This window comes from Ornithinimicrobium cavernae (genome assembly GCF_003121625.1).
Classification (GTDB): Bacteria; Actinomycetota; Actinomycetes; order Actinomycetales; family Dermatophilaceae; genus Ornithinicoccus; species Ornithinicoccus cavernae.
Genome location: NZ_QDDJ01000012.1, coordinates 83,024 through 107,204, shown reverse-complemented (window position 1 = coordinate 107,204; position 24,181 = coordinate 83,024). Strand labels below are relative to the sequence as shown.

The window sequence follows — 24,181 nt, the reverse complement described above, 5'->3', positions numbered from 1 at the left end:
CAGTCGCAGTTGAGGGTGTAGTCCGGTCGGCGCGTCGGTGGCCGGGTAGGGCCGAGGTCTCCCGAGGATGGAGGTGACTATGCCGTCCATCTGGAAGACCTCGACGTGTCTGACGCTACCTTCGCCCGCCCTGACCTGACTAGGTTCGCTCGTCTTGATGATCGGGCTCGAAGTGCTCGCGCAGCGGTTGGCGCCCGATCGGGCGATTCTCCGGTGCCGGGTTGTCGAGCCCGACATTGTGAAGAGCCACGAAACCGCTACGACATTCCGGGAGGGGCCAACGAGACCGCCACGAAAAGTGGTCAGATGTCGCGGAAGGTCTGGATGTCGGCGCCCAGGTTGTTGAGCCGGGTCGCCAGGTCCTCGTAGCCCCGGTGGATCACGTAGACGTTGCGCAGCACGGACTCTCCCGGGGCGGCGAGCATCGCCAGGAGGATGACCACACCAGGGCGCAGCGCCGGCGGGCACATGATCTCGCCCGCCCGCCACTTGGTCGGCCCCTCCACCATGACGCGGTGCGGGTCCATGAGGTGCACCTTGGCGCCGAGGGTCGAGAGCTCCGTGAGATAGATCGCGCGGTTCTCGTAGACCCAGTCGTGGATCAGCGTCGACCCCTCCGCGCACGCCGCGATGATCGCGAAGAACGGGAGGTTGTCGATGTTCAGCCCCGGGAACGGCAGGGGGTGGATCTTGTCCATCGCCGCGCGGAGGGGGCCGGGGATGGTCCTGAGGTCCACCAGCCGGGTGTGCCCGTTGGCTGAGGTGTACTCCTCGGACAGCTCGTAGCGCAGCCCCATCGTGTCGAGCACGGCGAGCTCGATCTCCATGAACTCGATCGGCACGCGCTTGATGGTGATCTCGCTGCCGGTGACGACTCCCGCGGCGAGCAGGCTCATCGCCTCGATCGGGTCCTCGGAGGGGGAGTACTCGATCTCCCGGTTGATCTCCTCGACGCCGGTGATGGTCAGGGTCGTGGTCCCCAGCCCCTCGATCTGGACGCCGAGCGCCTGGAGGAAGACGCACAGGTCCTGGACCATGTAGTTGGACGAGGCGTTGCGGATCACGGTGGTGCCGGGGTGCCGGGCGGCGGCGAGCAGGACGTTCTCGGTCACGGTGTCGCCGCGCTCGGTGAGCACGATCGGCCGGGTCGGACGACGGTCCGGGTCGACGGTGACGTGGTAGCTGCCCATGGTGGCGGTCACGTCGATGCCGAAGTGGCGCAGCGCGACCATGTGCGGCTCGACGGTGCGGGTGCCGAGGTCGCAGCCACCGGCATACGGCAGCTCGAACTCGTCCAGCTCGTGCATGAGCGGGCCCAGGAACATGATGATCGTGCGCGTCCGGCGGGCGGCCGCCTCGTCCATGGAGGCGAGGTCGATCGTGGCGGGCGGCACGATCTCCAGGTCGGAGGAGTCCTGCAGCCACCGGATCTTGAAGCCGATGCTGGTCAGCACCTCGACGATGCGGTTGACCTCCTCGATGCGGGCGAGGTTGCGCAGCGTGGTCCGGCCCTTGTTGAGCAGCGACGCGCACAGGAGCGCGACCGCGGCGTTCTTGGAGGTGCGCACGTCGATCTCGCCGGACAGCCGCTTGCCGCCGCTGATCCGCAGGTTCTGGGGGAGCGCGCTGCCCACGGAGACGATCTCGGAGTCCAGGCTCTCGCCGATGCGGGCCAGCATCTCGAGGGAGAGGTTCTGTTTGCCCTGCTCGATCCGGGCGATGGCGGACTGGCTCGTGTTGAGCAGCGCCGCCAGCTCGGCCTGGGTCAGATCCTTGTGACGGCGGGCGTCACGGATCAGGGCGCCGATGCGGGACAGATAGCTCTCGGTCATGACGCCAACTGTAGATCACATATGAGATAACGCCGCATCGACACGGAGGGTGTGAGGACGCTGGGACAGCGGTGTGCGGGAGCAGGGGCAGCGGTGGGCTGTCGCTGGGCACGGGGTGGACGGCCGCTCGTCTCAGCCCTCGTCCGGGACCTCGCGCAGGGCCTCCACGACCAGCGGGGTGACCAGCTCGCGCTGCCACTGCCGCGCGCCCTGGACGGCCAGTGCCGCGTCGACCGCCTCGGCGTCGCCACCCTCCGGCGGGGTCCAGAGCACCCGGCGCAGGGCCTCGGGAGTGAGCAGGTTCTCGACCGGGACCCGGACCCTCTCGGAGAGCTCGGTCATGGCGGTCCGGGCCCGGGCGAGCCGCGCGGCCGCCACGGGGTCGCGGTCCGCCCACGCCCTGGCCGGGGGCGGCGCGTCGCTGCGCCGCGCCATCTCGGGCAGCTCCGCCTCCGGCAGCTCGGCGGCCACGCTGATGGCCTCGAGCCACTGGCGCTGATAGCGGGACAGTCCCTGGTGGGCCCTGCGCTGGCGGGACCGTCCGGACTCCACGGTCCGCTCCGACACGAGGGCGGCCGGCGTCCGGGGCTGGCGCACCGCCAGGTCGATCAGGGTCGCGTCCGGCAGGACCCGACCGGGTGCCACGTCGCGCTGCTGGGCGATGAGGTCACGGGCGTCCCAGAGGGCGCGCACGTGGGCGGCGATGCGGCGGTTGCGCACCTTGTGCATGCCGGACGTGCGCCGCCACGGGTCCTGGCGCGGGGCGTGCCCGGTGAACTCGACCTCGGCCGCGAACTCCTGGGCCGCCCACTCCGACTTGCCCTGGGCCTCCAGGTCGGCCGCGACGGCGTCGCGCAGCTCCACCAGGAGCTCGACGTCGAGCGCGGCGTAGAGCAGCCAGGGCTCGGGCAGCGGCCGGGTCGACCAGTCGACCGCGGAGTGCTCCTTGGCCAGGCCGACGCCGAGATAGTGCTCGAGCACGGCGCCCAGTCCGACCTTCGGCCGCCCTGCCAGGCGCGCGCCGAGCTCGGTGTCGAAGAGGGTGTCCGGGCGCAGCCCCACCTCGGCCAGGCAGGGGATGTCCTGGGTGGCCGCGTGCAGCACCCACTCGGTGCCAGCCAGGGCGTCGTTGACGCTGCTCAGGTCGGGGAGGGCGACCGGGTCGATGAGGAAGCTGCCGGCACCGTGACGTCGCAGCTGCACCAGGTAGGCGCGCTGGCCGTAGCGGTAGCCCGACGCCCGCTCGGCGTCGACCGCGACGGGGCCGGTCCCGGCGGAGAGCGCCGCGACGACCTCGGCCAGGGCTGCGGGGTCGGCCGTGACCGGCGGGACCCCCTCGGCGGGCGCGGTGAGCAGCTCGACCGGTGGCCCCTCGGGCACTGCCTCCGCGTCGCCCTCAGCGTCAGGGTCCGCCGGCTCGGTGTCAGGGGGGTCGGTGTCGGCTGTGCCGGAGTCGGCGGGGCGCGGGTCCTGGGAGTCGGTCATCGGTCCTGGACCCTACCGTCGCTGGGGGAGGGCGACGACACCCTCGGGCAGCGGTGGCAGGCCGGCGATGGTGCACAGGAGGTCGCCCCACGCCTGGAGGTGACCGTCGATCTGGCGGCCGTCCAGCGGCGTCCACGACGCGCGGATCTCCATCTCCACGGTCGGGGCGCGGTCGGACAGGGCGCCGAAGCTCTCGCTCAGCACGCACGTCACGGCACCCGCCTCAGCGGTCCACCGGAGGCCCCGTTGCTCCAGCGCGTCGGTCAGCCAGGACCAGCCCACGCGCCCGACATAGGGGTCGTGCCCCACCTCCGGCTCGACAGCCGCCTTGGCATAGGTCACCACCCGCCAGGCGCCCTCCCACGGCTCCGGCTCGGCCGGGTCGTGGAGCAGCACGAAGCGCCCCGTCGCGATCGGCTCGTCATCGGCGTTGCGGCTCGGGATGACCTCACCGGACAGGGCCAGGGCCGAGGGGGCCAGCCGGGTGGGCGCAGGCACCTCCTCGATCAGCACCTCCGGGCGCAGCGCGGCAGCGTGCACGGACGCCAGTGCCTCGGCAAAGGTCGATTCATCGCGCACGGTCTCACCTCCCGACGCTCTGCGTGGCCGGGACTGGATGCGGCTCACCACGTGCATCAGGTTAAGTGCGCGCACCGACATGTCCCGGCAGGCCACGCCGACGGTTCCCAGGGACATGGCAGGATGGGACAGCGTGACCACCCCTGATGCCACCACCCAGCCCGGGTCCGAGAGGCCCCACAGCCCGTATGCCGACACCCCCGTCCCCGGGGACCCGACCCAGAGCGCTCTGGTGCAGGCGGCGCGGGGCCGGACCACTCCGCATACTCCCGTGTGGTTCATGCGCCAGGCGGGCCGCTCGCTGCCGGAGTACCGCGAGCTACGGGTCGGCACCGGCATGCTGGAGGCCTGCGCGACACCCGACCTGGTCACCGAGATCACGCTGCAGCCGGTGCGTCGCCACGGGGTGGACGCCGCGATCCTGTTCAGCGACATCGTCGTGCCGCTCAAGGCGGTCGGCCTCGACATCGACATCGTGGCCGGCACCGGTCCCGTCGTCGCCGAGCCCATCGCGACCCGGGCCGACCTGGACCGCATCCCTGAGCTCTCGCCCGAGCACGTGCCGTATATCACCGAGGCGGTGAGCACCCTTGTCGCGCAGCTGGGTTCGACGCCGCTGATCGGTTTCAGCGGGGCGCCGTTCACGCTGGCGAGCTACCTCGTCGAGGGCGGCCCCTCCAAGACGCACCAGCGCACCAAGGCACTCATGCACGGTGACCCCGAGCTGTGGCGTGACCTGTGTGCGCGGCTGGCCCAGATCGCCAGCACCTTCCTGCAGGTGCAGATCGACGCCGGCGTCTCCGCGGTGCAGCTCTTCGACTCCTGGGTCGGTGCGCTGCCCCGGGCCGACTACCTGCGGTTCGTCGAGCCGCACTCACGCGCCGTGCTGACGGCCGTCGGGGAGCAGGTGCCGCGGATCCACTTCGGCGTCGGCACCGGCGAGCTCCTGGCCGACATGGCCGACGCGGGCGCCGACGTGATCGGCGTGGACTACCGGCTGTCGCTGACCGATGCCGTGGAGCGCACCGGTGGCCGCTATCCCGTGCAGGGCAACCTCGACCCGGCCCTGCTGTTCGCGCCGTGGCCGGTCATCGAGGAGCGCGTCACCGAGATCGTGCGCGAGGGACGGCAGGCTCCGGGCCACATCTTCAACCTGGGCCACGGTGTCCTGCCGGACACCGACCCGACGGTGCTCACCCGCGTGGTCGAGCTGGTGCACTCCCTGGGCTGACCCGCTCGGCGCCGAGGGCGCCGGGCGACCCACTCAGCGCCTGGGCGGATCGACCCGCACCACCAGCGGTGGCAGGAAGGCCTGGGTCAGTGGGCCGATCGCGAGGGCGAACAGCACGGTGCCGACGCCCACCACGCCGCCGAGCAGCCAGCCGACGAGCACGACGATCACCTCGAGTCCGGTGCGGACCACGCGGAGGCTGACCGGCAGTCGGCGTGCCAGGCCCGTCATCAGGCCGTCCCGCGGCCCCGGCCCGAACTGGGCACCGATGTAGAGCGCCGTGGCGAACGCGTTCAGCACGATGCCGCCGCTCATCAGCAGGATCTTGAGCACGAGCGGGTCGGGCGTGCTGAGCAGCGCGAGGGCGAGGTCCGCCGAGATGCCGACCCAGATGGCGTTGGCGATGGTCCCCAGCCCGGGCACCTCGCGCAGCGGGATCCACAGCAGGAGGACGAAGAGCGCGACGATGATCGTGATGGTCCCGAACGACAGCGGCACGTGCGCGGCCAAGCCGTAGTGGAAGACGTCCCACGGGATCATGCCGAGCCCGCCACGGATGACCATCGCCATGGAGAGGCCGAAGATGGTGAGCCCGACGAACAGCTGGGTCAGCCGGCGCGGCAGCCGGCCGGAGCGCAGCTGCTGGCGCGGCGTCATGTGCTGCAGGCCCAGCAGGCTCCGCGGCGTCGGCTCGAGGGGGACGTCCATGGGGACATCATCGGGGAGGGTCTGGCGAGTGGTCACACAGGCCTCAACACCGGTGGCCGCGGGAGTATGCCGAGGGCGCCCGCCCCCGACGGGACCACGGTCGGCGACCGTCGGTGGCGAGGCCTACGGTAGAGCCATGGCACACCCGATCGGCGCTCACGTCAGTCAGACCGACCCCGTCGCCGAGGCGCAGGCCCGCGGCGCGGACGCGGTCCAGTTCTTCCTCGGCGACCCCCAGAGCTACAAGGGACCGGTGGTGGAGTATGCCGCGGGGCCGGCTGCCCTGAGGGCCGCGGCCGAGGCGGCGGGCGTGGACCTGTATGTCCACGCGCCCTACCCGATCAACGTGGCCTCCCTCAACAACCGGATCCGCATCCCCGGCCGCAAGCTCCTGCAGCAGCACGTGACCGCCGCCGCCGAGATCGGTGCCAAGGGCGTGATCGTGCACGGCGGCCACCTCGGGGTCGACGAGGACGCGGCCAAGGGCTTCGACAACTGGCGCAAGTGCATCGACGGCCTCGACATGCCGGTGCCCGTGCTCATCGAGAACACCGCCGGCGGGGACAACGCCATGGCGCGGCGGCTGGAGGCCCTCGAGCAGCTGTGGGAGGCCATCGGACGGGCGGAGGGCGGCGACACCGTCGGCTTCTGCCTGGACACCTGTCACGCCCACGCCGGGGGCATCGACCTGTCCGACGTGGTCGACCGGGTCCGCGCGATCACCGGCCGCATCGACCTTGTGCACGCCAACGACTCGCGGGACGCCTTCGACTCCGGTGCGGACCGGCACACCAACCTGGGCGCTGGTCAGATCACCGGTGACGTGGTCGCGGACGTGGTGCGTGCAGCCAACGCGCCGGCCATCGTGGAGACGCCCGGTGGGGCGGCCGAGCAGGGCGCCGACATCGCCCTGTTGCGCGAGCGCGCCTGATCCTGCGGCGTGAGTCGCGTCTGACGCTGCGGCGTGAGTCGCGTCTGACTCTGCGGCGTGAGTCGCGTCTGAGCCTGCGGCGTGAGCGTCTCTGATCAGGCGTCTGCCCGTGCCGCCGGGTCCGTCCCGGGTGTCGAGCCGCGGGCGGCGGAGCCGGAACGACGGCGGCGCCACCACAGGACCGGGGCGGTGAGGAGCGCCGCCGCGGCAGCGAACGGCAGCAGCGCGCCGACGGCGGTGAGCACGAACGTCACTCCCTGGAGGAACGCCTCCCAGCCACCGGCGATGCCGGCGGCGAAGCCGGTCGGCTCGTCCTCCGGCTCGGTCCGGACCGGCTCGTCGGGGTCGACCTCGTCGAGGGTGACGGTGATCGAGGAGCGCGCGACGTCGTCCTCAAGGGTCGTGGCATGGGCCTTGAGGACTTCGAGCTCGGCCTCTCGCTGGGCCAGCTCGCCCTCCAGGAGGACCACGTCCTCGATGTCGGTGGCCTCCTCCATGAGCGCCCGCACCCTGCTGATGCTCGCCTCCAGGGTCGCGATCCGGGTGGTGGTGTCGCGGTAGTCCTGTGTGACGTTCAGGCTGGTGACCGTGCTGCGGGTCACCCTGCCCGTGGGACCCAGCTGCTCGAGCGTGGCGTCGAGCCGCCCGCTGGGGACGGAGAGCACCAGCGCGGCGTGTCCGTCGAAGACCTCAGGGCCGGCATCGGGTTGGAGCTCCTCGCTGACCACCCAGCCCTCGGCGGCTGCAGCGGCCGCACGGACGTCCGCTGCGGCCGCCGTGACGTCCTCGACGGCGAGTCCGAGGGTGGCGTCCCGTGCGATCATCTCGCCCTCGGGGAGCTGCTGGGACACCGTCTCGGCCTGCTCACCCTCTGCAGAGCCGGGCCGAGCCTGCGCCTCGGTGTCGTCGGGGTCTGCCTGCTGGCCGGTCTCGGCCAGCCCGGGCTGGCCGCCGTCGGCCCCGGAGTCGTCCGATCCACCCTGGGCCTCCTGCACCGCACCGCCCCCGCTCGCAGGTTCGGCCATGTCGGACGCCCGGTCGGTGCCCGACGAGGAGCAGCCGGCCGAGAAGGTCAGGGTGGCCGCGGCGATGAGCGTCGCCACCAGCCGGGTGGGTGAGCCGTGGGGCAGGGTCATGGTGCTTCTCCTTCTGGTGCATCGGTGGACTGTCGGGCAGTCGGCCTCTGTGCTGCCTGTGACCTCCAGGTCTGGCCGTCCGTTCCCCGGTGGGGGTCACGGTCGGGTCACAGTTCGGGCGTGATTGGGTAACACCCGTGCGGTATCTCGTGATCGGTGGCGGCATCAGCGGCCTGGCCGCGGCGTGGGAGCTTGTCCAGCACGTCGACGGGAGCCGGGTCACCGTGCTCGACGCGGGGGACCGGCCGGGCGGCAAGCTGCGCGGCGAGCCGGTCGGCGGGGTGAGAGTCGACGTGGGTGCGGAGTCGGTGCTCGCCAGGCGTCCCGAGGCGCTCGAGCTGATCCGTGAGGTCGGGCTCGGGGAGGCGATGGTCCACCCGACGGGTGTGTCCGCCGCGATCTGGAGCCGCGAGGCCCTGCACCCGGTGCCGCGGCGGACGCTGCTCGGTGTGCCCGCCGACCCTGCCGACCTGGGCGGGCTGCTCACCGACGACGAGGTGGCCCGGATCCGGGCGGAGGAGCCGGAGCCGCTGACCGCTGAGGACGTCTCAGTGGGGGAGCTGGTGGCCTCCCGCCTGGGCGATGCGGTCGTGGACCGTCTGGTGGAGCCGCTGCTCGGTGGCGTCTACGCCGGGCACGCCCGGCTGATCTCGGCCGCGGCCGCGGCCCCGGCCCTGCTAGCGGCTGCGCGGGACGGAGAGTCGCTGGTCGGCGTCGCCGCCCGCGCCGTGCCGCCCGCGGACCCGGCCACCCCGCGGCCACCTGTCTTCGCGGGCATCGACGGCGGTCTGCACCTGCTGCCAGCAGCGCTGGTCGAGCGGCTCACTGCCCGGGGCGTGACCGTGCACTCGGCCACGATCGCGAGGGAGCTCCACCGCACCCCCGGCGGTTGGCAGGTGGTCACGGGTCCGGTGCCGGATCCGCGGCTGCACGAGGCGGACCGGGTGATCCTGGCACTGCCGCCGGCCCCGACCGCGCGCCTGCTGCGCGCGAACGTTCCCGCGGCCGCCGAGGCGCTGGCCACTGTCGAGACGGCCTCGATGGCCGTGCTCACCTACGCCTTCCCCGGCGACCTCCTGGCCGACCTGACGGGTTCCGGGTTCCTGGTCCCACCACGGGACGGCCGCTTCATCAAGGCCGCGACGTTCAGCGCCAACAAGTGGGAGTGGGTGCGTCGCAACGGGGTGGGGGCCGGACCCGACGGCGAGGACCTGATCCTGCTCAGGGCATCTGTGGGCCGCCACCGTGAGGAGGCCTCGCTGCAGCACTCCGACCGCGAGCTGCTGGACCGGGCGCTGGAGGACCTGGCACTGGCCACCGGCCACCGGCTGCCTCCACCGGTGGCGCGGCACGTGCAGCGGTGGGGCGGCGGCCTGCCGCAGTATGCCGTCGGCCACCCTTCCCTGGTCGCGACGGTCCGTGACGCGGTCGCCGAGCACTCCGGTCTGGCGGTGGCTGGCGCGACCTACGACGGCGTGGGCATCCCCGCGTGCATTGCGAGCGGCCGCCGCGCCGCGCAGGACATGGTGGCCGGCTGATCCTGACGCTTTCGTCCACCCCACGCTTTCGCCTACCGGCAGCCTCGCCGCCCGCGCCTCCCGGCCGCCCCGCCTACCGGCCGCCCGCGTCTCCCGGCCGCGACTGCGCCCTACCGGCCGCGCCTTCGTCCCACCGAACGCCAGATACGTCGACACCTCACTAGGGCGAACCCGCGTTCGGTTCGGGCGCAGTCGTGGGTTGTCCACAGATTCGTGCCAGCGACCCGGGAGAGCCGCGGATGCTGGAACGCTGACGGGCATGGATCTGCCACCCGCCCCGCGGCCGCCATAGCCGACCACCTGGGAGCCACCGGCGGCATCCTGACCACACCTCAGGCCCGGGACATCGGCATCGATGCCGACCTCCTCACGGTGTGTGTGCGTCGGAAGGTGCTGTTGCGCGTCGGCCGGGGCGTCTACGTCGACCGAACGCTCTTCGACACGGCCGATCGTGATGGCCAGACCGCACTGCGCATCCGCGCCGTTGTCGCAACGTGGCGTAGCGGCGTCGCTCTCGCGCACGTGTCTGCCGCCTTCATCCTCGGGCTGCCGCTCCTGAGGCCTCACGGCACCCATGTCCACGGGATCCGGCCGGGGCGGACCTTTCGCAGGACCCGGCACTACACGCTGCACGGTGGCTGTCCCGCTGCACAGACAGTCGTCCATGAGGGCCTCCGGGTGCTTGAACCCGCGTACGTCATCCTCGGCATCGCGGCCCAGCTGGGTTTCGCGGCGCGCAGCCAGGTCACGGTGCGAGACGCGCAAGGATTTGTGGGCGCGTGGACTTCATGCTCAGGGGACACAAGGTCATCGTCGAGTTCGACGGGCTCGTGAAGTATGCCGGCCTCGACGGGCGGCGGGCGCTGGCCGCGGAGAAGATGCGCGAGGACCGGCTGCGACGGTTGGGGTACGCGGTCGTGCGACTGACCTGGCGTGACCTCGACAACCCAGCCCGCGTGCGTAGCCTGATCGAGGCAGCCATCCGTCAGGCGGCCTGATCGACCGGCAACTGGACGCGGGTCTGTCCCACCGCGGGCGGGTGGCACCCACCAACCGCGTGACACTGTGCGTGGCCGCCAGGGCGAACCCACGCTCGCTCCGATCGTGCAGCCCGTCCCTGCAGATCGCCCCACCCGGTGGTCGGTGGCCGGAGCGCACGGCGGACAATGGACCCATGACCGAGCACCCCCAGGCACCATCCGACGTCCAGCCCAAGCAGGAGACGACCCCCGACAGCGAGCGGATCAACAGCGAGGTCCGCTACGCGATGTACTCGGTGTTCCGCACCGTCAACCCCTTGGGCGACGACCGCGGCGACCTGGCGCACGAGCTGGAGGTGCTGCTGGCCAGCATCGAGGACGAGGGCGTCACCGTGCGTGGGCTCTATGACGTGTCAGGGCTCCGCGCGGACGCCGACTTCATGGTGTGGTGGCACGCCGAGTCCGTCGAGCTGCTCCAGTCGGCCTACCAGCGGCTGCGCCGCACGCAGCTGGGCACCCAGCTGGAGCCGGTGTGGAGCAACGTCGGCATCCACCGGCCCGCCGAGTTCAACCGCGGCCACATCCCGGCGTTCCTGGCGGGGGAGGAGCCGGGTGCCTACATGTGTGTCTACCCGTTCGTGCGGTCCTACGACTGGTACGTGCTGCCGGAGGAGGACCGCCGCCGCATGCTCCGCGAGCACGGCCTGGCCGCGAAGGACTACAAGGACGTGCGCGCCAACACGATCGCCAGCTTTGCGCTGGGTGACTACGAGTGGCTGCTGGCGTTCGAGGCGGACGAGCTGCACCGGATCGTGGACCTGATGCGTGAGCTCCGCGCCGTCGACGCGCGCCTTCACGTGCGCGAGGAGATCCCGTTCTTCACGGGACCGCGCGTGGACGTCGCGACACTGGTCGCCACGCTGCCGTAGTCCGCGCAGGGGCGCCTCAGGTGCAGGGATCCTTGACGCTGCCGGGCCGGCCGGGCGTCAAGGATCCTGCACGTGAGGGGTAGCGGGTTGGGCGTCAGCCTCAGAAGGTGCCGCCGACGCTGGTCGACCTCGGCTGGGCCTCAGAGCCCGCATGGTCGAGCGGCTGCAGCGTCATCGCGATGGAGTTCATGCAGTAGCGCTGGTCGGTGGGCGTGTCGTAGCCCTCGCCCTCGAAGACGTGGCCCAGGTGGGATCCGCAGTTGGCGCAGCGCACCTCGGTGCGGGTGCGGCCCAGCGTGTTGTCCTCGAGGTACTCGACCCGGTCCTGCGCCAGCGGCGCGTAGAAGGACGGCCACCCGCAGTGGCTCTCGAACTTGGTCTCGCTGCGGAACAGCTCGGCACCGCAGGCGCGGCAGGAGTAGACGCCCTCGGTGGTGGTGTCGGTGTACTCCCCGACGAACGGCCGCTCGGTGCCCGCCTTGCGGAGCACGGCGTACTCCTCTGGCGTGAGCTGCTCACGCCACTCCTGGTCGGTCTTGCTGACGGGGTAGGTGTTGTTCTCGGTCATAGTGCTTCCACCGTACGCCCGGTCCCGCGAATCTCCGAGTCGCCCCCGTCCGCGTGGCCCCGGCCTGGGTCAGGCAGTGGTCGGCGGACCCGGCACATCGCGCACAAAACCCTGGTACCACGTGCCCTGGTGGGTCAGCCGGCCGTTGTCGCCGATCGCGAGCATCCCGAACTCCTGGCCGCTCACCTCCAGCTCCAGACGCTGCAGGTCCAGGCGCTCGAAGGTCACGAAGTAGTGGGTGCGTGCGGAGCTGTTGCCGCCGCCGCTGACGCTGTCGCGCTTGCCGATCACCCGTGCCGGGAAGGCCAGCACGGGCGCCGTCTCGTTGGCCCGGCGCCGCTGCCAGGCCGACCAGATGCCCCGCCCGATGACGACCAGGATGAGGAGCCAGACCAGCCCGATGAACAGCGGCACGCCGACAAAGATCCAGGGGAACCACTCCATGAACGCTCTCCTCCGTGTCGTCGCGGGCCTTCCGGACCCGCTGGCGGCTTGGAGGTTACCCGTCGCCAGTCGGTTCCCTCGGAGTCGACACCAGGGGTATGCCGCATGGCTCGGCGAGCGGACCGGTGCGGCCGTCACCCGGGCCGGGTAGCGTTCCGCGTATGGCGAGTGCCCAGACCCTGGTCGTGCCCGGTCCCGAGGGGGACCGCGAGGTGCGGCTGAGCAGCCCCGACAAGACCGTGTGGCCGGCCACCAACGGTGGTGCGGCGATCACCAAGGCCGACCTCGCGGCATACCTCACGGCCGTGGGTGAGCCGCTCCTGCGGGCGCTCGCCGACCGGCCGGTCACCCTGCAGCGTGTCCGCGACGGCATCGAGGGTGAGGTGTTCTACTCCAAGAACCCGCCCAAGGGTGTGCCGGCGTGGGTCCGGACCACCATGGTGACCTACCCCTCCGGGCGGAGTCACCCACAGCTGGTGATCGACGAGCTGGCCGGCGCGGTGTGGGCCGCGCAGATGGGCACCGTGACCTTCCACCCGTGGCCGGTCCGCAGCGGCGACAACGACCACCCGGACGAGATCCGCATCGACCTCGACCCGCAGCCCGGGCTCGGTTTCGCCGAGATCGTCGAGGTGGCGCGGGGGCTGCGCGAGGTGATGACGGAGGTCGGTCTGACGCCCTTCGTCAAGACCACCGGGAGCCGTGGTGTGCACGTCTTCGCCGCGATCGAGCCGCGCCTGGAGTTCCTGGAGGTGCGGCACGCCGTGATCGGCATCGCCCGGGAGCTGGAGCGGCGGATGCCCGACCTGGTCACCACCGCCTGGTGGAAGGAGGAGCGCGGTCAGCGGATCTTCGTGGACTTCAACCAGGCCACGCGCGACCGCACGCTGGCCGCCGCCTGGTCACCACGGGTGCTGCCCGGTGGCCCCGTGTCGGTGCCGATGACGTGGGACCAGCTCGGCGAGATCGGCCCGGCCGAGCTGACCGTGCGGACCGTCCCGGAGTGGCTCGCCGAGCACGGCGACGCGTGGGAGCACCTGCACGACGAGGCGGGCTCGATCGACGGGGCCTACGCCTTGTGGGAGGCCGACCTGGAGCGCGGCCTGGGGGAGCTCAACTTCCCGCCGGACCACCCGAAGATGCCGGGGGAGCCCCCGCGGGTGCAGCCCAGCAAGAAGGTCGCCGAGCACTGGGACGAGCACGGGAACCGCGTCGAGAGCTAGCGCCTCCGCGTGTGCCGACGCCTGATCGGGCAGACTGGCGGCATGGACCTGCCCGTCATGCCACCGGTCAAGCCGATGCTCGCCAAGCCGGTCAAGGGGATCCCGGAGGGCCAGTTCTACGAGCCCAAGTGGGACGGCTTCCGGTCGATCATCTTCCGCGACGGCAACGAGGTGGAGATCGGCTCGCGCAACGAGAAGCCGATGACCCGCTACTTCCCCGAGGTCGTCGAGGCGGTGCTGGCGAACTTTCCCGAGCGCGCAGTGATCGACGGCGAGATCGTCTACGCGGACACCGCCGGCAACCGCCTGGACTTCGAGGTGCTCCAGCAGCGGATCCACCCCGCCGACTCGCGTGTCCGCAAGCTGGCTGCGGAGACGCCGGCCAGCTTCGTGGCCTTCGACCTGCTGGCGCTGGGGGACGAGGACCTCATGGGTTTCCCGCTGGAGCAGCGGCGGGCCCGGCTGGAGGAGGCACTCGCCGACGCTGAGCCACCGATCTATCTGACCCGGGTGACCAGGGACAGTGCCCTGGCCCAGGAGTGGTTCGAGCAGTTCGAGGGCGCCGGTCTGGACGGGCTCATCGCCAAGGACCCGGCCGGGGTCTACCAGCCCGACAAGCGGGTGCTCAGCAAGATCAAGCACGAGCGGACCGCAGACTGTGTGGTCGCTGGCTACCGCCTGCACAAGTCAGGCCCGGACGCCCTCGGCTCCCTGCTGCTCGGGCTCTACACCGACGAGGGTGTGCTGGCGCCGGTCGGTGTCGTCGGGGCCTTCCCGATGGCCCGACGCCGTGAGCTGTTGACCGAGCTGCAGCCCCTGGTCACCGAGATCGGCGGACACCCGTGGGACTGGGCAGCGACTCTTGAGGGCACCCCCCGCAAGAACGAGACGAGCCGGTGGAACGCGGGCAAGGACCTGTCGTTCGTCCCACTGCGCCCCGAACGGGTCGTCGAGGTCAGGTACGACTACCTCGAGGGTGCCCGCTTCCGGCACACGGCACAGTTCGTCCGGTGGCGGCCCGACCGTGACCCGGAGTCCTGCACCTACGCCCAGCTCGAGCAGCCGGTGGCCTTCGACCTCTCTGAGGTCCTCGGTGGCTGAGGTGCGGCTGAAGCCGAGGCTGAGCACGGTGCTGGCTGCCGGTGGGGTGGGCTCCGCGGTCACCGCCGCCCTGGCCTCCCTGGGCGTGGCGACCTACTTCGCCCGCCGCGTGGTCACTCCGGAGCACGAGCGCAAGGACGACACATGGATCGTCTCGGTCGACCGCGACGGCGCCGGCCCGGACACGATCACCCTGGTCGCGGCGCCGCACACGCTCTCACCCGGCCGCTACGGCCTGTGGCTCGACCACGCGGCCGGCCACGCCCGGGTCGGCGAGGTCGTGTCGAGCGACCTGACAGCTCGCAAGCCCCTCGACCGCACCGTGGTCCGTGAGCTCATTGACCTGGACGAGGGCCGCCTGGTCCCCGGACCGGCGCGGTGGAACAGCTACTACTACTGCGGCGACCCCGGCACCGCGGTCGGCCTCCCGTTCGAGGACGTGCACGTCCCCTCCGACGTCGGCGACCTGCCCGCCTGGCTGGTGCCGCCGCGGGCGGACGCGGAGCGCCCGGGGCAGTGGGCGGTCCTGGTGCACGGTCGCTCGGCCAGGCGGGAGGAAGTGATCCGGGCGCTGCCCCTGCTCCACGACCTCGGGTTCACCTCCCTCGTGCCGAAGTATCGCAACGACCAGGGGGCTCCGCCCAGTGCGGACGGCCGCTACAACCTCGGGCTGTCGGAGTGGCGGGACGTCGAGGCAGCCATCTCGTATGCCGTCAGTCAGGGAGCCGAGCAGGTCACCCTGTTCGGGTGGTCGATGGGCGGCGCGATCGTCCTGCAGACCCTGGACCGCTCGGACTACTCCCGCTTCGTCGACCGGGTGGTGCTGGACTGCCCGGTGATCGACTGGGGAGTGGTCCTGACCCACCACGCCGACCTGAACCGCATCCCGCGGGCCGCCAGCATGCTGGGCAAGCTCCTCATGGGTCGCCGGGCGACCCGGCACCTGGTCGGTGTGGCAGAGCCGATCGACATCGCGGTCACCAACTGGGTGGCCCGCGCCGAGGAGCTCGAGCACCCGATGCTGTTGATCCACTCGCGCACCGACGACTCCGTGCCCTACGGGCCCTCCGAGGCCCTCGCGCAGCGACGGCCCGACCTCATCACGCTGGACCTGTGGGACGGCCCGCTGCACTGCCGCGAATGGAACACTGACCGCGAGCGGTGGGAACGCACGGTGCGCGACTTCCTCAGTTGAGGTGTGGCCCGGTCCCCGACTGGTGGCGTGTGCGCGACTCCTTGACCGCGACGTACCGCAGCATCAGGTCGCCCTCCACAGCCAGGGCGTGGCGCAGCTCGAACCGGGCCAGCGGGCCGGAGCCGATCGGCGCTTCCAGGATGCGCGGACCCGTGCCGCCGACCACGACGGGGCGCACGGTGAGGCAGAGCTCGTCCAGGACCCCTGCCCGCACCCACCCGCCGAGCAGGTGGGGACCGCCCTCGGTGAGCACGTGCCCCAACCCGCGCTCGTGCAGGGCGCGCACGGCGGTTGTCGGCTCGACGCTGTCGGTGCCGCAGGCGATCACGGCGTCCGGCCCGAGGCTTGCCGAGAGCTCCTCGGTCACGGCCCCCGCGCACAGCGCCAGCAGGTCGCCGGCCTCCGGGTCCGGCGTCAGCACCTTCTCCGGCAGCTCACCCGAGGCGGTGACCACCGCGAGCACCGGGTGGTCGGGCCGCCCGGCCGCCCGCCGTAGCTCCAGCAGCGCGGGGTCCTCGGTGCGCAGCCTGCCGTAGCCCTCCGCGCGGATCGTCCCGGCGCCGACCACCACGACGTCGGCCAGGGCGCGCAGCAGGTCGAAGACCTGCTTGTCCGCGGCGGAGTTGATCGAGCCCGACAGCCCGTCGCCGCCGGTCGCGTGGCCGTCCAGAGTGGTGACGAAGTTGGCGCGGACCACCGGCCCCGGCCCCACGGCATACTGCCGGAGCAGGTCGTCGAGGGAGCGTGGCCCGGCGAGCAGGGTGACCATGGGTCCATCGTGGCCCATGCCGCGCACCGGTGGGCCATCTGGTGCAGGATGGCGCGATGGGTAGCAAGAAGTCGAGGAAGAGCGCCACACCGTTCAGCGAGGCCCTGCACGCGGGGGAGGGGTTCGTCCTGGCCGACGTCGACACCCGGGGAACGCCCGCCTTCACCGGTGACAAGGACGCCGGCAAGCAGGCCCTGGCGGAGGCCGACGACGAGATCGACACCCTGCAGGAGCAGCTCTACGCCAACGGCCGCAGCGGGGGCACCCAGAAGGTCCTCCTCATCATCCAGGGACTCGACACCGCCGGGAAGGGCGGGATCATGCGCCACGTGGTGGGTGCCGTGGACCCGCAGGGCACCGAGATCACCGCGTTCAAGGCCCCCACGAAGGAAGAGCAGGCCCATCCCTTCCTCTGGCGCATCCGCCGGGCGCTGCCCGCGGCCGGAATGATCGGGGTCTTCGACCGCTCCCACTACGAGGACGTCCTCATCGCGCGGGTCGACGAGCTCGTCGAGCCCGCCGTGTGGAGCCGGCGCTACTCCACGATCAACGACTTCGAGCAGTCCCTCGTGGACGACGACACGAGCCTCATCAAGGTCATGCTGCACGTCTCCCACGAGGAGCAGGGCGAGCGCCTGGCCGAGCGGCTGGAGCGACCCGACAAGTACTGGAAGTACAACCCCGGCGACATCGACACCCGTCTCAGGTGGGACGCCTACCAGGAGGCGTACCAGGCGCTCCTGGACCGGACCTCGACCGAGGCTGCTCCGTGGTACGTCGTGCCGGCCGACCGCAAGTGGTACGCCCGGCTGGCGGTCCAGCAGCTGCTCCTGGAACACCTGCGCGCCCTGGGCCTGGAGTGGCCGCCGGCCGACTTCGACATCGAGACCGAGAAGGCCCGCCTGGCCGCCACCCGCTGAGCCCGGGGGCTGCGCTCAGGCCAGACCGGGCCGCGGCGTGCCGGTGAGCACGATGACCGCCTGCGGGGGAACCGAATAGGTCTGCCCGGTCTCCCAGTCGCCGTCGTGCTCGGCGCCGGTCGTGTCGACCACCACCGACCAGGTCGTCGCGTCGATACCCTCGGGCAGGGTGAAGTCGACCGACTCGTGGTGGGCGTTGAACAGCAGCAGGAAGTGGTCGTCGGTGACCGGGCGTCCCATCTCGTCCGGGGCCGCGATCGCCTCGCCGTTGAGGAACACCATGATCGAGCGGGCGAAGTGGGACCGCCAGGCGCTCTCGTCCATGACCAGTCCCATGGGGGCGTACCAGACGATGTCGCCCAGCTCGCTCTGCCCGCCGTGCTCGGCGTCGCCGGCGAAGAACCGGCGCCGCCGGAACACCGGGTGCTCCTTGCGCAGCGTGATCAGGTCGGCCGTGAAGTCGAGCAGGTCCCGCTGGTCGGGGTCCAGGTCCCAGGGCACCCAGGACAGCTCGTTGTCCTGGGCGTAGACGTTGTTGTTGCCCAGCTGGGTGCGTCCGAGCTCGTCGCCGTGGGCGATCATCGGGACGCCCTGGCTCAGCAGGAGCGTCGCGAGGAAGTTCTTCTGCTGCTTGAGCCGCAGCGCGTTGATCTCGGGGTCGTCCGTCGGGCCCTCCACACCGCAGTTCCACGAGCGGTTGTGGCTCTCGCCGTCGGCACCGCCCTCACCGTTGGCCTCGTTGTGCTTCTCGTTGTAGGACACCAGGTCCCGCAGGGTGAAGCCGTCGTGGGCGGTGACGAAGTTGATGGAGGCGATGGGCCGGCGCCCGGAGTGCTCGTAGAGGTCGGAGGAGCCGCTGAGCCGGGAGGCGAACACCCCCAGCGTCGAGGGGAGGCCCCGCCAGTAGTCGCGCACGGTGTCGCGGTACTTGCCGTTCCACTCGGTCCACAGCGGCGGGAAGTTGCCCACCTGGTAACCGCCGTCGCCGAGGTCCCACGGCTCGGCGATCAGCTTGACCTGGGAGATCACCGGGTCCTGCTGGATGATGTCGAAGAAGGCGGACAGCTTGGACACCTCGTGAAACTGCCGTGCCAGCGTGGCGGCGAGGTCGAACCGGAAGCCGTCCACGTGCAACTCGGTGACCCAGTAGCGCAGCGAGTCCATGATGAGCTGCAGCACGTGGGGACTGCGCATGAGCAGGCTGTTGCCCGTGCCGGTGGTGTCGTAGTAGTGCGCCTGGTCCTCGTCCACCAGCCGGTAGTAGCTCTTGTTGTCGATGCCACGGAAGGCCAGCGTCGGTCCGAGGTGGTTGCCCTCGGCAGTGTGGTTGTAGACGACGTCGAGGATGACCTCGATGCCTGCGGTGTGCAGGGCCTTGACCATCGACTTGAACTCGGTGACCTGCTGGCCCTGGGTGCCCGTCGCGGCATACCCGTTGTGCGGTGCCAGGAACCCGATGGTGTTGTAGCCCCAGTAGTTGCTCAGCCCCTGGTCGAGCAGGGTCCGCTCGTGGACGAACTGGTGGACAGGCAGCAGCTCCACCGCGGTGACCCCGAGCCCCGTCAGGTGCTCGACGATCGCGGGGTGGCCCAGCGCGGCGTAGGTTCCGCGGATCTCCTCGGGCACGTCCGGGTGCCGCATCGTCAGGCCCTTGACGTGGGTCTCGTAGATGACGCTGTCGTGGTACTCGTGCCGCGGTGGGCGGTCGTGTCCCCAGTCGAAGAAGGGGTTGACCACCACAGAGAGCATCGTGTGGCCGAGCGAGTCCTCCTCGTTGAGGACCGAGTGGTCCTCGAAGTCGTAGGAGAACAGCGGCTGCTCGCCGGAGGTCGTGCCGTCGAAGGCCCTGGCATAGGGGTCCAGCAGCAGCTTCGCCGGGTTGCACCGGTGCCCGGCCTCGGGGTCGTAGGGGCCGTGGACGCGGAACCCGTAGCGCTGGCCGGGCTCGACCCGTGGCAGGTACCCGTGCCAGACGTAGGCGTCGACCTCGGTGAGGGGCACCCGGGTCTCGACGCCCTCGTCGTCGATGAGGCACAGGTCGACACCGGTCGCGACCTCGGAGAACAGGGCAAAGTTGACACCGGTGCCGTCGTAGGTGGCACCCAGGGGGTAGGGCTTGCCGGGCCAGGTTTCCATCAAGGTCTTTCTGCAGGGGACGTGCGGGCCGGACGACGGTGTCGGCCACGCCATGGTCCAGTATGCCGGGGGGTCGGCTCTTTCCGTCGCTAACCTGACCCCCTCGGCCGGCCGAGGCACGAGCCGGGTTGCCCGACCCGGGCCGGCCACGCGCCATACGGTAGGAGGCATGACGGTGCGGCGCGGGGTCAAGCGGCTGCTCGCCCCCGTGCCCGGCGCCCTGCCCCTGGCCCGGCTGGTGATCGAGGTGTTCCGGATCTGCTTCCGCTACCGGGTGACGGGCCTGTCGGCCGAGGCGGCGTTCTTCATGCTGCTGTGCCTCCCGCCGCTGCTCCTCGGCCTCACGGCGGGGGTCGGTTTCCTGGGCGGCCAGTTCGACCAGCAGTCCGTCGCCAAGGTGACGGCGGCCATCGAGCGCCTCAGTGCCGAGTTCCTGACGCCGCAGGTGGTGAGCGAGATCATCGTCCCGACGGTGCAGGACACGCTGTCCGGCGGGCGCGCGGACCTGCTGTCCATCGGGTTCCTCATCAGCCTCTGGTCCGGCAGCCGGGCCCTGCACGTCTTCATGGACGCGATCCAGATCATGTATGCCCAGAGCGGTGAGCGCAGCATCGTGGGCGCACGGGCCATGTCCCTGGGGCTCTACGTCGGCTCGATCCTGCTGGCCGGGGTGCTGGTGCCGCTGGCCGTCATCGGGCCGTCGCTGCTGCGGCAGTGGCTCCCGAGCCGGCTGGACGTCCTGGTGACCGCCTACTGGCCCGTGGTCGGGGGACTGGCGCTCGTGGGGCTGACGGCGCTCTACCACTACGCCCCCAAGGAGAAGACGCCCTTCCACCGGGACTTCCCCGGGGCCGTTCTCGCGGCGGTGATCTGGCTGGTCAGTTCCCTGGCACTGCGCCAGTGGGCGTCGGTGGCGGTGGGCGGCGCCACGATCTTCGGCCCGTTGGCGGCGCCCATCCTCGTCCTCACGTGGTTCTACCTCGTGGCCCTCGCGATCCTCATCGGGGCGGCGACCAACGCCGCCATCCGCCGGTTGTGGCCGACCCAGGGCTATCGGGGGCCGATCGGGCGCGCGGGGGACTGGTGGGACCAGGTGCGGTCGAGCGAGCCGCCGCAGCCTCTGTCGCACATTGAGGACCGCGAGGATCCCGAGCGACTGCCGCGCCGCGACACGCCCGCACCGCCGTCCTGACACGCGGATTTGGTTCCTGGCCCAGACGTCAGATAATGTTCCGTGACGCCTGAGGGGAACACCCGAGGGAAGTTGCGGACGTAGCTCAGTTGGTAGAGCGCAACCTTGCCAAGGTTGAGGTCGCCGGTTCGAACCCGGTCGTCCGCTCGGAGGCACAATCCCAGATGCCTCTACGGTGGCGTGGCCGAGAGGCGAGGCAACGGCCTGCAAAGCCGTCTACACGGGTTCAAATCCCGTCGCCACCTCGCACAGCTCCACCCGACTAGGGCGATTGGCGCAGTGGTAGCGCGCTTCCTTGACACGGAAGAGGTCACTGGTTCAAACCCAGTATCGCCCACCAACACAACGCCCCTGGCCTGTCCGACAGGTCGGGGGCAGCGTCGTCTCTGGGGCCGTTCCTGTCGTTCACGACGTGAAGTTCCGACTATCCTCTCGTCCTGTCCCACTGCGACCGAGAGGAAACTCCGTGAAGAAACTGACCGCCGTACTCACCTCGCTGGTACTTTCGGCCACCATGATGGCAGGCACCGCGACCTCCGCATCGGCCGCCGAGAAGGGTCTTGTCCGCGACTCCTGCATCGGCACCCGGATCCATCACAAGCCACTGGTCAACGGCTACGGCAACACGATCGGCCGGGTCGAGCTGTGGTACTCGCCCCGCAACGGCGGACAGAACTGCGCCATGACCTACAACTACGCCAAGGGCAAGCGCTTCACCGGCACCTTCCTGGTGGTGGATCGCGATCGCAACAACATCTCCTACGACGACGGCTGGTACGAGCACTACGCCGGGGGCGCCTACCGCAACGGCACGGACGGTCACTGTGTGAGGTACGGCGGCTTCGTCATGGGACCCAACAGGGACAGCAGCAAGGACGACGCCACGTGGAACTCCGCGTTCCGCTGGTGCGGCTGACCCGGGCGTCGGAGAGGGGCGAGCCGGGCCCTGCTCGCTGGTAGACCGTGCCGCGCAGCGGGGTGCAGGTCCGGTGCTCAGGCCGAGGCGACGTAGTGTCGTCCGCTCAGGGCATCGACGACCACCTCGATGCTGCGGTCACCGTCCCGACCGGTGACCCACCAGTTCGGTTTGCCGAAGTAGATCAGTGGCGCCGCCAGCTCGGCCGGACCGACCGGGTCGAGTCGGCGGCGCCGGGCCAGCACGCCCGGGAGCAGGGAACGGCCGGCCGCGACCGCCTCTGCCTCGCGCAGGCGCGGCGCCGGGCCCCGCACCGGTGCAGCACCGCGGGTCGTGGCTGCGGGGCCGGCCACCCCTAGGGCGGCGGCCCGGGTGGTGAAGTCCTCGTCGTTCCACGGGTCGCTCAGGTAGGCGCGACCACCCACCAGGTCGACGACCACAGCCGCCAGGACCTGTCCGGCGCCGGTCCGTGACCTGAACCTGCGCACCGGGGCACCGCACAGGAACATCATCCCGAGGAACGGGTGGTGATAGAGGCGTGCGGCCAGGTCGACACCCGGGTGCAGCCGGCGGGCGACCGTGCGGATCGCGTCCTCCGGCGCCACCACCGCTGGCCACACGAGCTCCGGAGGCGCGGTCAGCGCCAGGTCGCTGCCGCCCGGCGTCACCGCACGTCGTCCAGGTCGGGCAGCTGCGCCGACAGGGTGGGATCCTCCCCGGCTGCCAGCCGTGCCGGGACGGGCCGCACGCGTGCGGTCTCCTCCACGGCACGGAGGACGCGGTCGGGCACGGGGTGGGAGCGCTGCGTGAGCAGCGAGACGACGACGATGGCGATCACCGAGCAGGTGATGCCGATCCCCATGGAGTCGAAGCCGATCGTGTCGCTCGAGCCGGCCACCTGTGCCAGGACGGCGGCCACAGTGCCGACGACGATCGAGGCGAGGGCCCCGGGCGTGTTCGCCTTCTTCCACCACACGGCGCACACGTAGACCGGCACGAAGGCCGCGCCGAGCACACTCGTCGCAAACACGACGATGTCGAACACACCCGGCGGCTCGGTGATGGCCAGGATCGTGCCGACGACGGCCAGCAGCAGCACCGTGATGCGGGAGACGGTCACGGCGGTGCGCTCGTCCATCTTCTTCTTGCGGAACCGGCCCCACAGGTCGTGCGAGGCGATGGTGCCGGCCTGCAGGAGCAGCGCGTCGGCGGTGGACATGATGGCCGCCATGATGGCCGCCATGACGACGCCCAGCGCAAAGGACGGCAGGACGGTCTCGGCGACCTCGAAGATCGCCAGCTCGGGGTTGTCCAGGTTGGGGACGACGAGCAGGCCCATCATGCCGATGAGGTAGGCCGCGGGGATGAACAGCAGGTTGAAGGTCGTGGCGTAGAGCCCGGCCCGGCGCGCGACCGACGGCTGCTTCATCGCCATGTGGCTGACGTTGACGTGCGGCCAACCCATGTAGCCGATGGAGAAGATGAGGACGGCGCCGATGATGATGCCCCACTGGCCCAGGTACTGCTGCTCGGCCCCCCACATGGTGAGCAGGTCCGGGTCGAGGGCACCCAGGGCCTCGTGGCCCGCGGTGAGGCCACCGACGTACTGGAGGGTGGCGATGAGGATCCACAGCATCCCGATCACCATGATGATCGCCTGGACGAAGTCCGTGTACGCGACAGCCAGGTAGCCGCCGAGGAAGGTGTAGCCGACGATGACACCGACGGCGATCACCAACGAGACGTTGACCGACAGCCCCGTGACCATGGCCAGGCCCTGGCCACCGGCGAGGAACTGGGCAAGGACATAGAAGAACATGCAGAACAGCGCGACCGACGCGGCGATCGCCCGGATCCACGGGGAGGGGTAGCGGTGCTCCAGGTAGCCGATCGAGGTGATCGACCCCAGCATCGCGGACAGCTTGCGCATCCGTCGCCCGAGGATCGACAGGTTGAGCACCCCGCCGCCCACGTCGCCGAGGGCGTACCACATGCCGAAGTAGCCCTGGGTGTAGCCGAGGGAACCGGCGCCCAGGAACATGTAGCCCGACATCGAGGAGCTCTGCAGGCGGAGCGCGGTCACCGCCGGTCCGAGGCTGCGGTCGGCGAGCAGGAAACCCTCCGTCGTTGCGCTCTTCCTGCGGGCCGCCCACACGCCGATGCCGAGCATCGCAGCAAAGTAGAGGACGAGGAACCCCAGCTCGATACTCATCAGGACACCTCCTCGTGGTCGTCCTCAGCGTCCTCGACAGACCAGTTGCTGGTACTGATGTAGAAGACCACGGTGTAGACGACCCAGAATCCCAGGACGCCGATCATGATGGCCGTCGTCGTTGCCGGTAACCCAAACATGTCGTTCTCCTCTGTC

Annotated in this window: 23 protein-coding genes, 3 tRNA genes and 1 pseudogene; 15 read left to right on the top strand and 12 right to left on the bottom strand. The window is 70.8% G+C overall.

Annotated features, from left to right (window positions below; translation table 11 throughout):
* Window positions 1-105: 105 nt before the first annotated feature.
* Window positions 106-235: pseudogene (locus tag DA085_RS14600) on the top strand (ISL3 family transposase); the annotation flags it as partial.
* Between the two features lie 67 nt (window positions 236-302).
* Here DA085_RS14600 and DA085_RS14595 read toward each other — a convergent pair.
* The 3 genes from DA085_RS14595 to DA085_RS14585 all read right to left on the bottom strand — a co-directional run bounded on the left by DA085_RS14595 (window position 303) and on the right by DA085_RS14585 (window position 4,013).
* Complete coding sequence (locus DA085_RS14595) at window positions 303-1,832, bottom strand: helix-turn-helix domain-containing protein (protein WP_109473707.1); 1,530 nt, start codon at window positions 1,830-1,832, stop codon at window positions 303-305.
* Between the two features lie 132 nt (window positions 1,833-1,964).
* Window positions 1,965-3,317 carry an HRDC domain-containing protein gene (locus DA085_RS14590; RefSeq protein WP_109473706.1) on the bottom strand — a complete coding sequence of 451 codons (1,353 nt, stop codon included), beginning with the start codon at window positions 3,315-3,317 and terminating at the stop codon, window positions 1,965-1,967.
* A 12-nt stretch (window positions 3,318-3,329) separates the two neighbouring features.
* Window positions 3,330-4,013 (bottom strand): DUF3000 domain-containing protein, encoded by a 684-nt coding sequence (locus DA085_RS14585; RefSeq protein ID WP_237565537.1) that lies wholly within the window; start codon window positions 4,011-4,013, stop codon window positions 3,330-3,332.
* Here DA085_RS14585 and hemE point away from each other — a divergent pair.
* Window positions 4,012-5,127, top strand: coding sequence for a uroporphyrinogen decarboxylase (gene hemE / locus DA085_RS14580; RefSeq protein ID WP_109473705.1), 1,116 nt, complete (start codon window positions 4,012-4,014; stop codon window positions 5,125-5,127). The genes DA085_RS14585 and hemE overlap by 2 nt on opposite strands.
* A 33-nt stretch (window positions 5,128-5,160) precedes the next feature.
* Here the strand turns inward: hemE and yczE are convergent, their stop codons facing one another.
* Window positions 5,161-5,835 carry a membrane protein YczE gene (yczE, locus tag DA085_RS21025; RefSeq protein ID WP_154402216.1) on the bottom strand — a complete coding sequence of 225 codons (675 nt, stop codon included), beginning with the start codon at window positions 5,833-5,835 and terminating at the stop codon, window positions 5,161-5,163.
* A 136-nt stretch (window positions 5,836-5,971) separates the two neighbouring features.
* Here yczE and DA085_RS14570 point away from each other — a divergent pair, with 136 nt between their 5' ends.
* Complete coding sequence (locus DA085_RS14570; RefSeq protein WP_109473704.1) at window positions 5,972-6,766, top strand: deoxyribonuclease IV; 795 nt, start codon at window positions 5,972-5,974, stop codon at window positions 6,764-6,766.
* Between the two features lie 95 nt (window positions 6,767-6,861).
* Here DA085_RS14570 and DA085_RS14565 read toward each other — a convergent pair whose 3' ends face one another.
* Window positions 6,862-7,902: a DUF4349 domain-containing protein gene (locus DA085_RS14565; RefSeq protein ID WP_109473703.1), complete on the bottom strand. Its 1,041-nt coding sequence runs from the start codon at window positions 7,900-7,902 to the stop codon at window positions 6,862-6,864.
* Between the two features lie 137 nt (window positions 7,903-8,039).
* Between DA085_RS14565 and hemG the strand changes: the two genes are divergently transcribed.
* The 3 genes from hemG (at window position 8,040) to hemQ (ending at window position 11,349) form a co-directional block, all read left to right on the top strand.
* A complete protein-coding gene (hemG, locus tag DA085_RS14560; protein ID WP_202619255.1) occupies window positions 8,040-9,440 on the top strand; it encodes a protoporphyrinogen oxidase in 1,401 nt (466 codons plus the stop codon).
* Between the two features lie 788 nt (window positions 9,441-10,228).
* Window positions 10,229-10,438, top strand: a complete 210-nt coding sequence (locus tag DA085_RS14555) for a PDDEXK family nuclease (protein WP_109473765.1) — start codon at window positions 10,229-10,231, stop codon at window positions 10,436-10,438.
* Between the two features lie 176 nt (window positions 10,439-10,614).
* The gene (gene hemQ / locus DA085_RS14550; RefSeq protein WP_109473701.1) at window positions 10,615-11,349 is read left to right on the top strand and encodes a hydrogen peroxide-dependent heme synthase; all 735 of its coding nucleotides are present in this window, start codon (window positions 10,615-10,617) and stop codon (window positions 11,347-11,349) included.
* Window positions 11,350-11,449: 100 nt separating this feature from the next.
* Here hemQ and msrB read toward each other — a convergent pair whose 3' ends face one another.
* Both msrB and DA085_RS14540 read right to left on the bottom strand, forming a co-directional pair.
* Complete coding sequence (gene msrB / locus DA085_RS14545; protein ID WP_109473700.1) at window positions 11,450-11,917, bottom strand: peptide-methionine (R)-S-oxide reductase MsrB; 468 nt, start codon at window positions 11,915-11,917, stop codon at window positions 11,450-11,452.
* 69 nt (window positions 11,918-11,986) lie between these two features.
* A complete protein-coding gene (locus tag DA085_RS14540; RefSeq protein ID WP_109473699.1) occupies window positions 11,987-12,361 on the bottom strand; it encodes a DUF2500 domain-containing protein in 375 nt (124 codons plus the stop codon).
* 161 nt (window positions 12,362-12,522) lie between these two features.
* On the opposite strand from DA085_RS14540, the gene ligD reads away from it, so the two are divergent.
* The 3 genes from ligD to DA085_RS14530 are packed head-to-tail and all read left to right on the top strand — an operon-like array spanning window position 12,523 to window position 15,880.
* A complete protein-coding gene (gene ligD, locus DA085_RS21690; protein ID WP_237565536.1) occupies window positions 12,523-13,584 on the top strand; it encodes a non-homologous end-joining DNA ligase in 1,062 nt (353 codons plus the stop codon).
* A 42-nt stretch (window positions 13,585-13,626) separates the two neighbouring features.
* Window positions 13,627-14,685: an ATP-dependent DNA ligase gene (locus tag DA085_RS21685; RefSeq protein ID WP_237565535.1), complete on the top strand. Its 1,059-nt coding sequence runs from the start codon at window positions 13,627-13,629 to the stop codon at window positions 14,683-14,685.
* Window positions 14,678-15,880, top strand: a complete 1,203-nt coding sequence (locus DA085_RS14530) for an alpha/beta hydrolase (RefSeq protein WP_237565534.1) — start codon at window positions 14,678-14,680, stop codon at window positions 15,878-15,880. Before DA085_RS21685 ends, DA085_RS14530 begins: the two co-directional genes overlap by 8 nt.
* On the opposite strand, the gene DA085_RS14525 is transcribed toward DA085_RS14530, so the two are convergent.
* On the bottom strand, window positions 15,873-16,649 hold the full coding sequence (locus DA085_RS14525) for a dihydrofolate reductase family protein (protein WP_161958513.1): 777 nt from the start codon (window positions 16,647-16,649) through the stop codon (window positions 15,873-15,875). The genes DA085_RS14530 and DA085_RS14525 overlap by 8 nt on opposite strands.
* A 56-nt stretch (window positions 16,650-16,705) precedes the next feature.
* On the opposite strand from DA085_RS14525, the gene DA085_RS14520 reads away from it, so the two are divergent.
* The gene (locus DA085_RS14520; RefSeq protein WP_109473697.1) at window positions 16,706-17,569 is read left to right on the top strand and encodes a PPK2 family polyphosphate kinase; all 864 of its coding nucleotides are present in this window, start codon (window positions 16,706-16,708) and stop codon (window positions 17,567-17,569) included.
* A 15-nt stretch (window positions 17,570-17,584) separates the two neighbouring features.
* Here DA085_RS14520 and glgX read toward each other — a convergent pair whose 3' ends face one another.
* A complete protein-coding gene (gene glgX, locus DA085_RS14515; RefSeq protein WP_109473696.1) occupies window positions 17,585-19,705 on the bottom strand; it encodes a glycogen debranching protein GlgX in 2,121 nt (706 codons plus the stop codon).
* 169 nt (window positions 19,706-19,874) lie between these two features.
* Here glgX and DA085_RS14510 point away from each other — a divergent pair, with 169 nt between their 5' ends.
* The 5 genes from DA085_RS14510 (at window position 19,875) to DA085_RS14490 (ending at window position 21,813) form a co-directional block, all read left to right on the top strand.
* Window positions 19,875-20,897 carry a YihY/virulence factor BrkB family protein gene (locus DA085_RS14510; protein WP_161958512.1) on the top strand — a complete coding sequence of 341 codons (1,023 nt, stop codon included), beginning with the start codon at window positions 19,875-19,877 and terminating at the stop codon, window positions 20,895-20,897.
* Window positions 20,898-20,971: 74 nt separating this feature from the next.
* A tRNA-Gly gene (locus tag DA085_RS14505) sits at window positions 20,972-21,044 on the top strand.
* Window positions 21,045-21,071: 27 nt separating this feature from the next.
* Window positions 21,072-21,142 (top strand) — tRNA-Cys (locus tag DA085_RS14500).
* Between the two features lie 20 nt (window positions 21,143-21,162).
* A tRNA-Val gene (locus DA085_RS14495) sits at window positions 21,163-21,237 on the top strand.
* Between the two features lie 126 nt (window positions 21,238-21,363).
* A complete protein-coding gene (locus DA085_RS14490; protein ID WP_154402214.1) occupies window positions 21,364-21,813 on the top strand; it encodes a hypothetical protein in 450 nt (149 codons plus the stop codon).
* Between the two features lie 77 nt (window positions 21,814-21,890).
* On the opposite strand, the gene DA085_RS21020 is transcribed toward DA085_RS14490, so the two are convergent.
* Genes DA085_RS21020 through DA085_RS21015 form a run of 3 tightly spaced genes read right to left on the bottom strand, consistent with a single transcriptional unit; the run spans window position 21,891 to window position 24,165 of the window.
* Complete coding sequence (locus DA085_RS21020; protein ID WP_154402213.1) at window positions 21,891-22,481, bottom strand: hypothetical protein; 591 nt, start codon at window positions 22,479-22,481, stop codon at window positions 21,891-21,893.
* A complete protein-coding gene (locus tag DA085_RS14480) occupies window positions 22,478-24,025 on the bottom strand; it encodes a sodium/proline symporter (RefSeq protein WP_109473692.1) in 1,548 nt (515 codons plus the stop codon). Before DA085_RS14480 ends, DA085_RS21020 begins: the two co-directional genes overlap by 4 nt.
* The gene (locus DA085_RS21015) at window positions 24,025-24,165 is read right to left on the bottom strand and encodes a hypothetical protein (protein ID WP_154402212.1); all 141 of its coding nucleotides are present in this window, start codon (window positions 24,163-24,165) and stop codon (window positions 24,025-24,027) included. Before DA085_RS21015 ends, DA085_RS14480 begins: the two co-directional genes overlap by 1 nt.
* Between the last annotated feature and the right edge of the window lie 16 nt (window positions 24,166-24,181).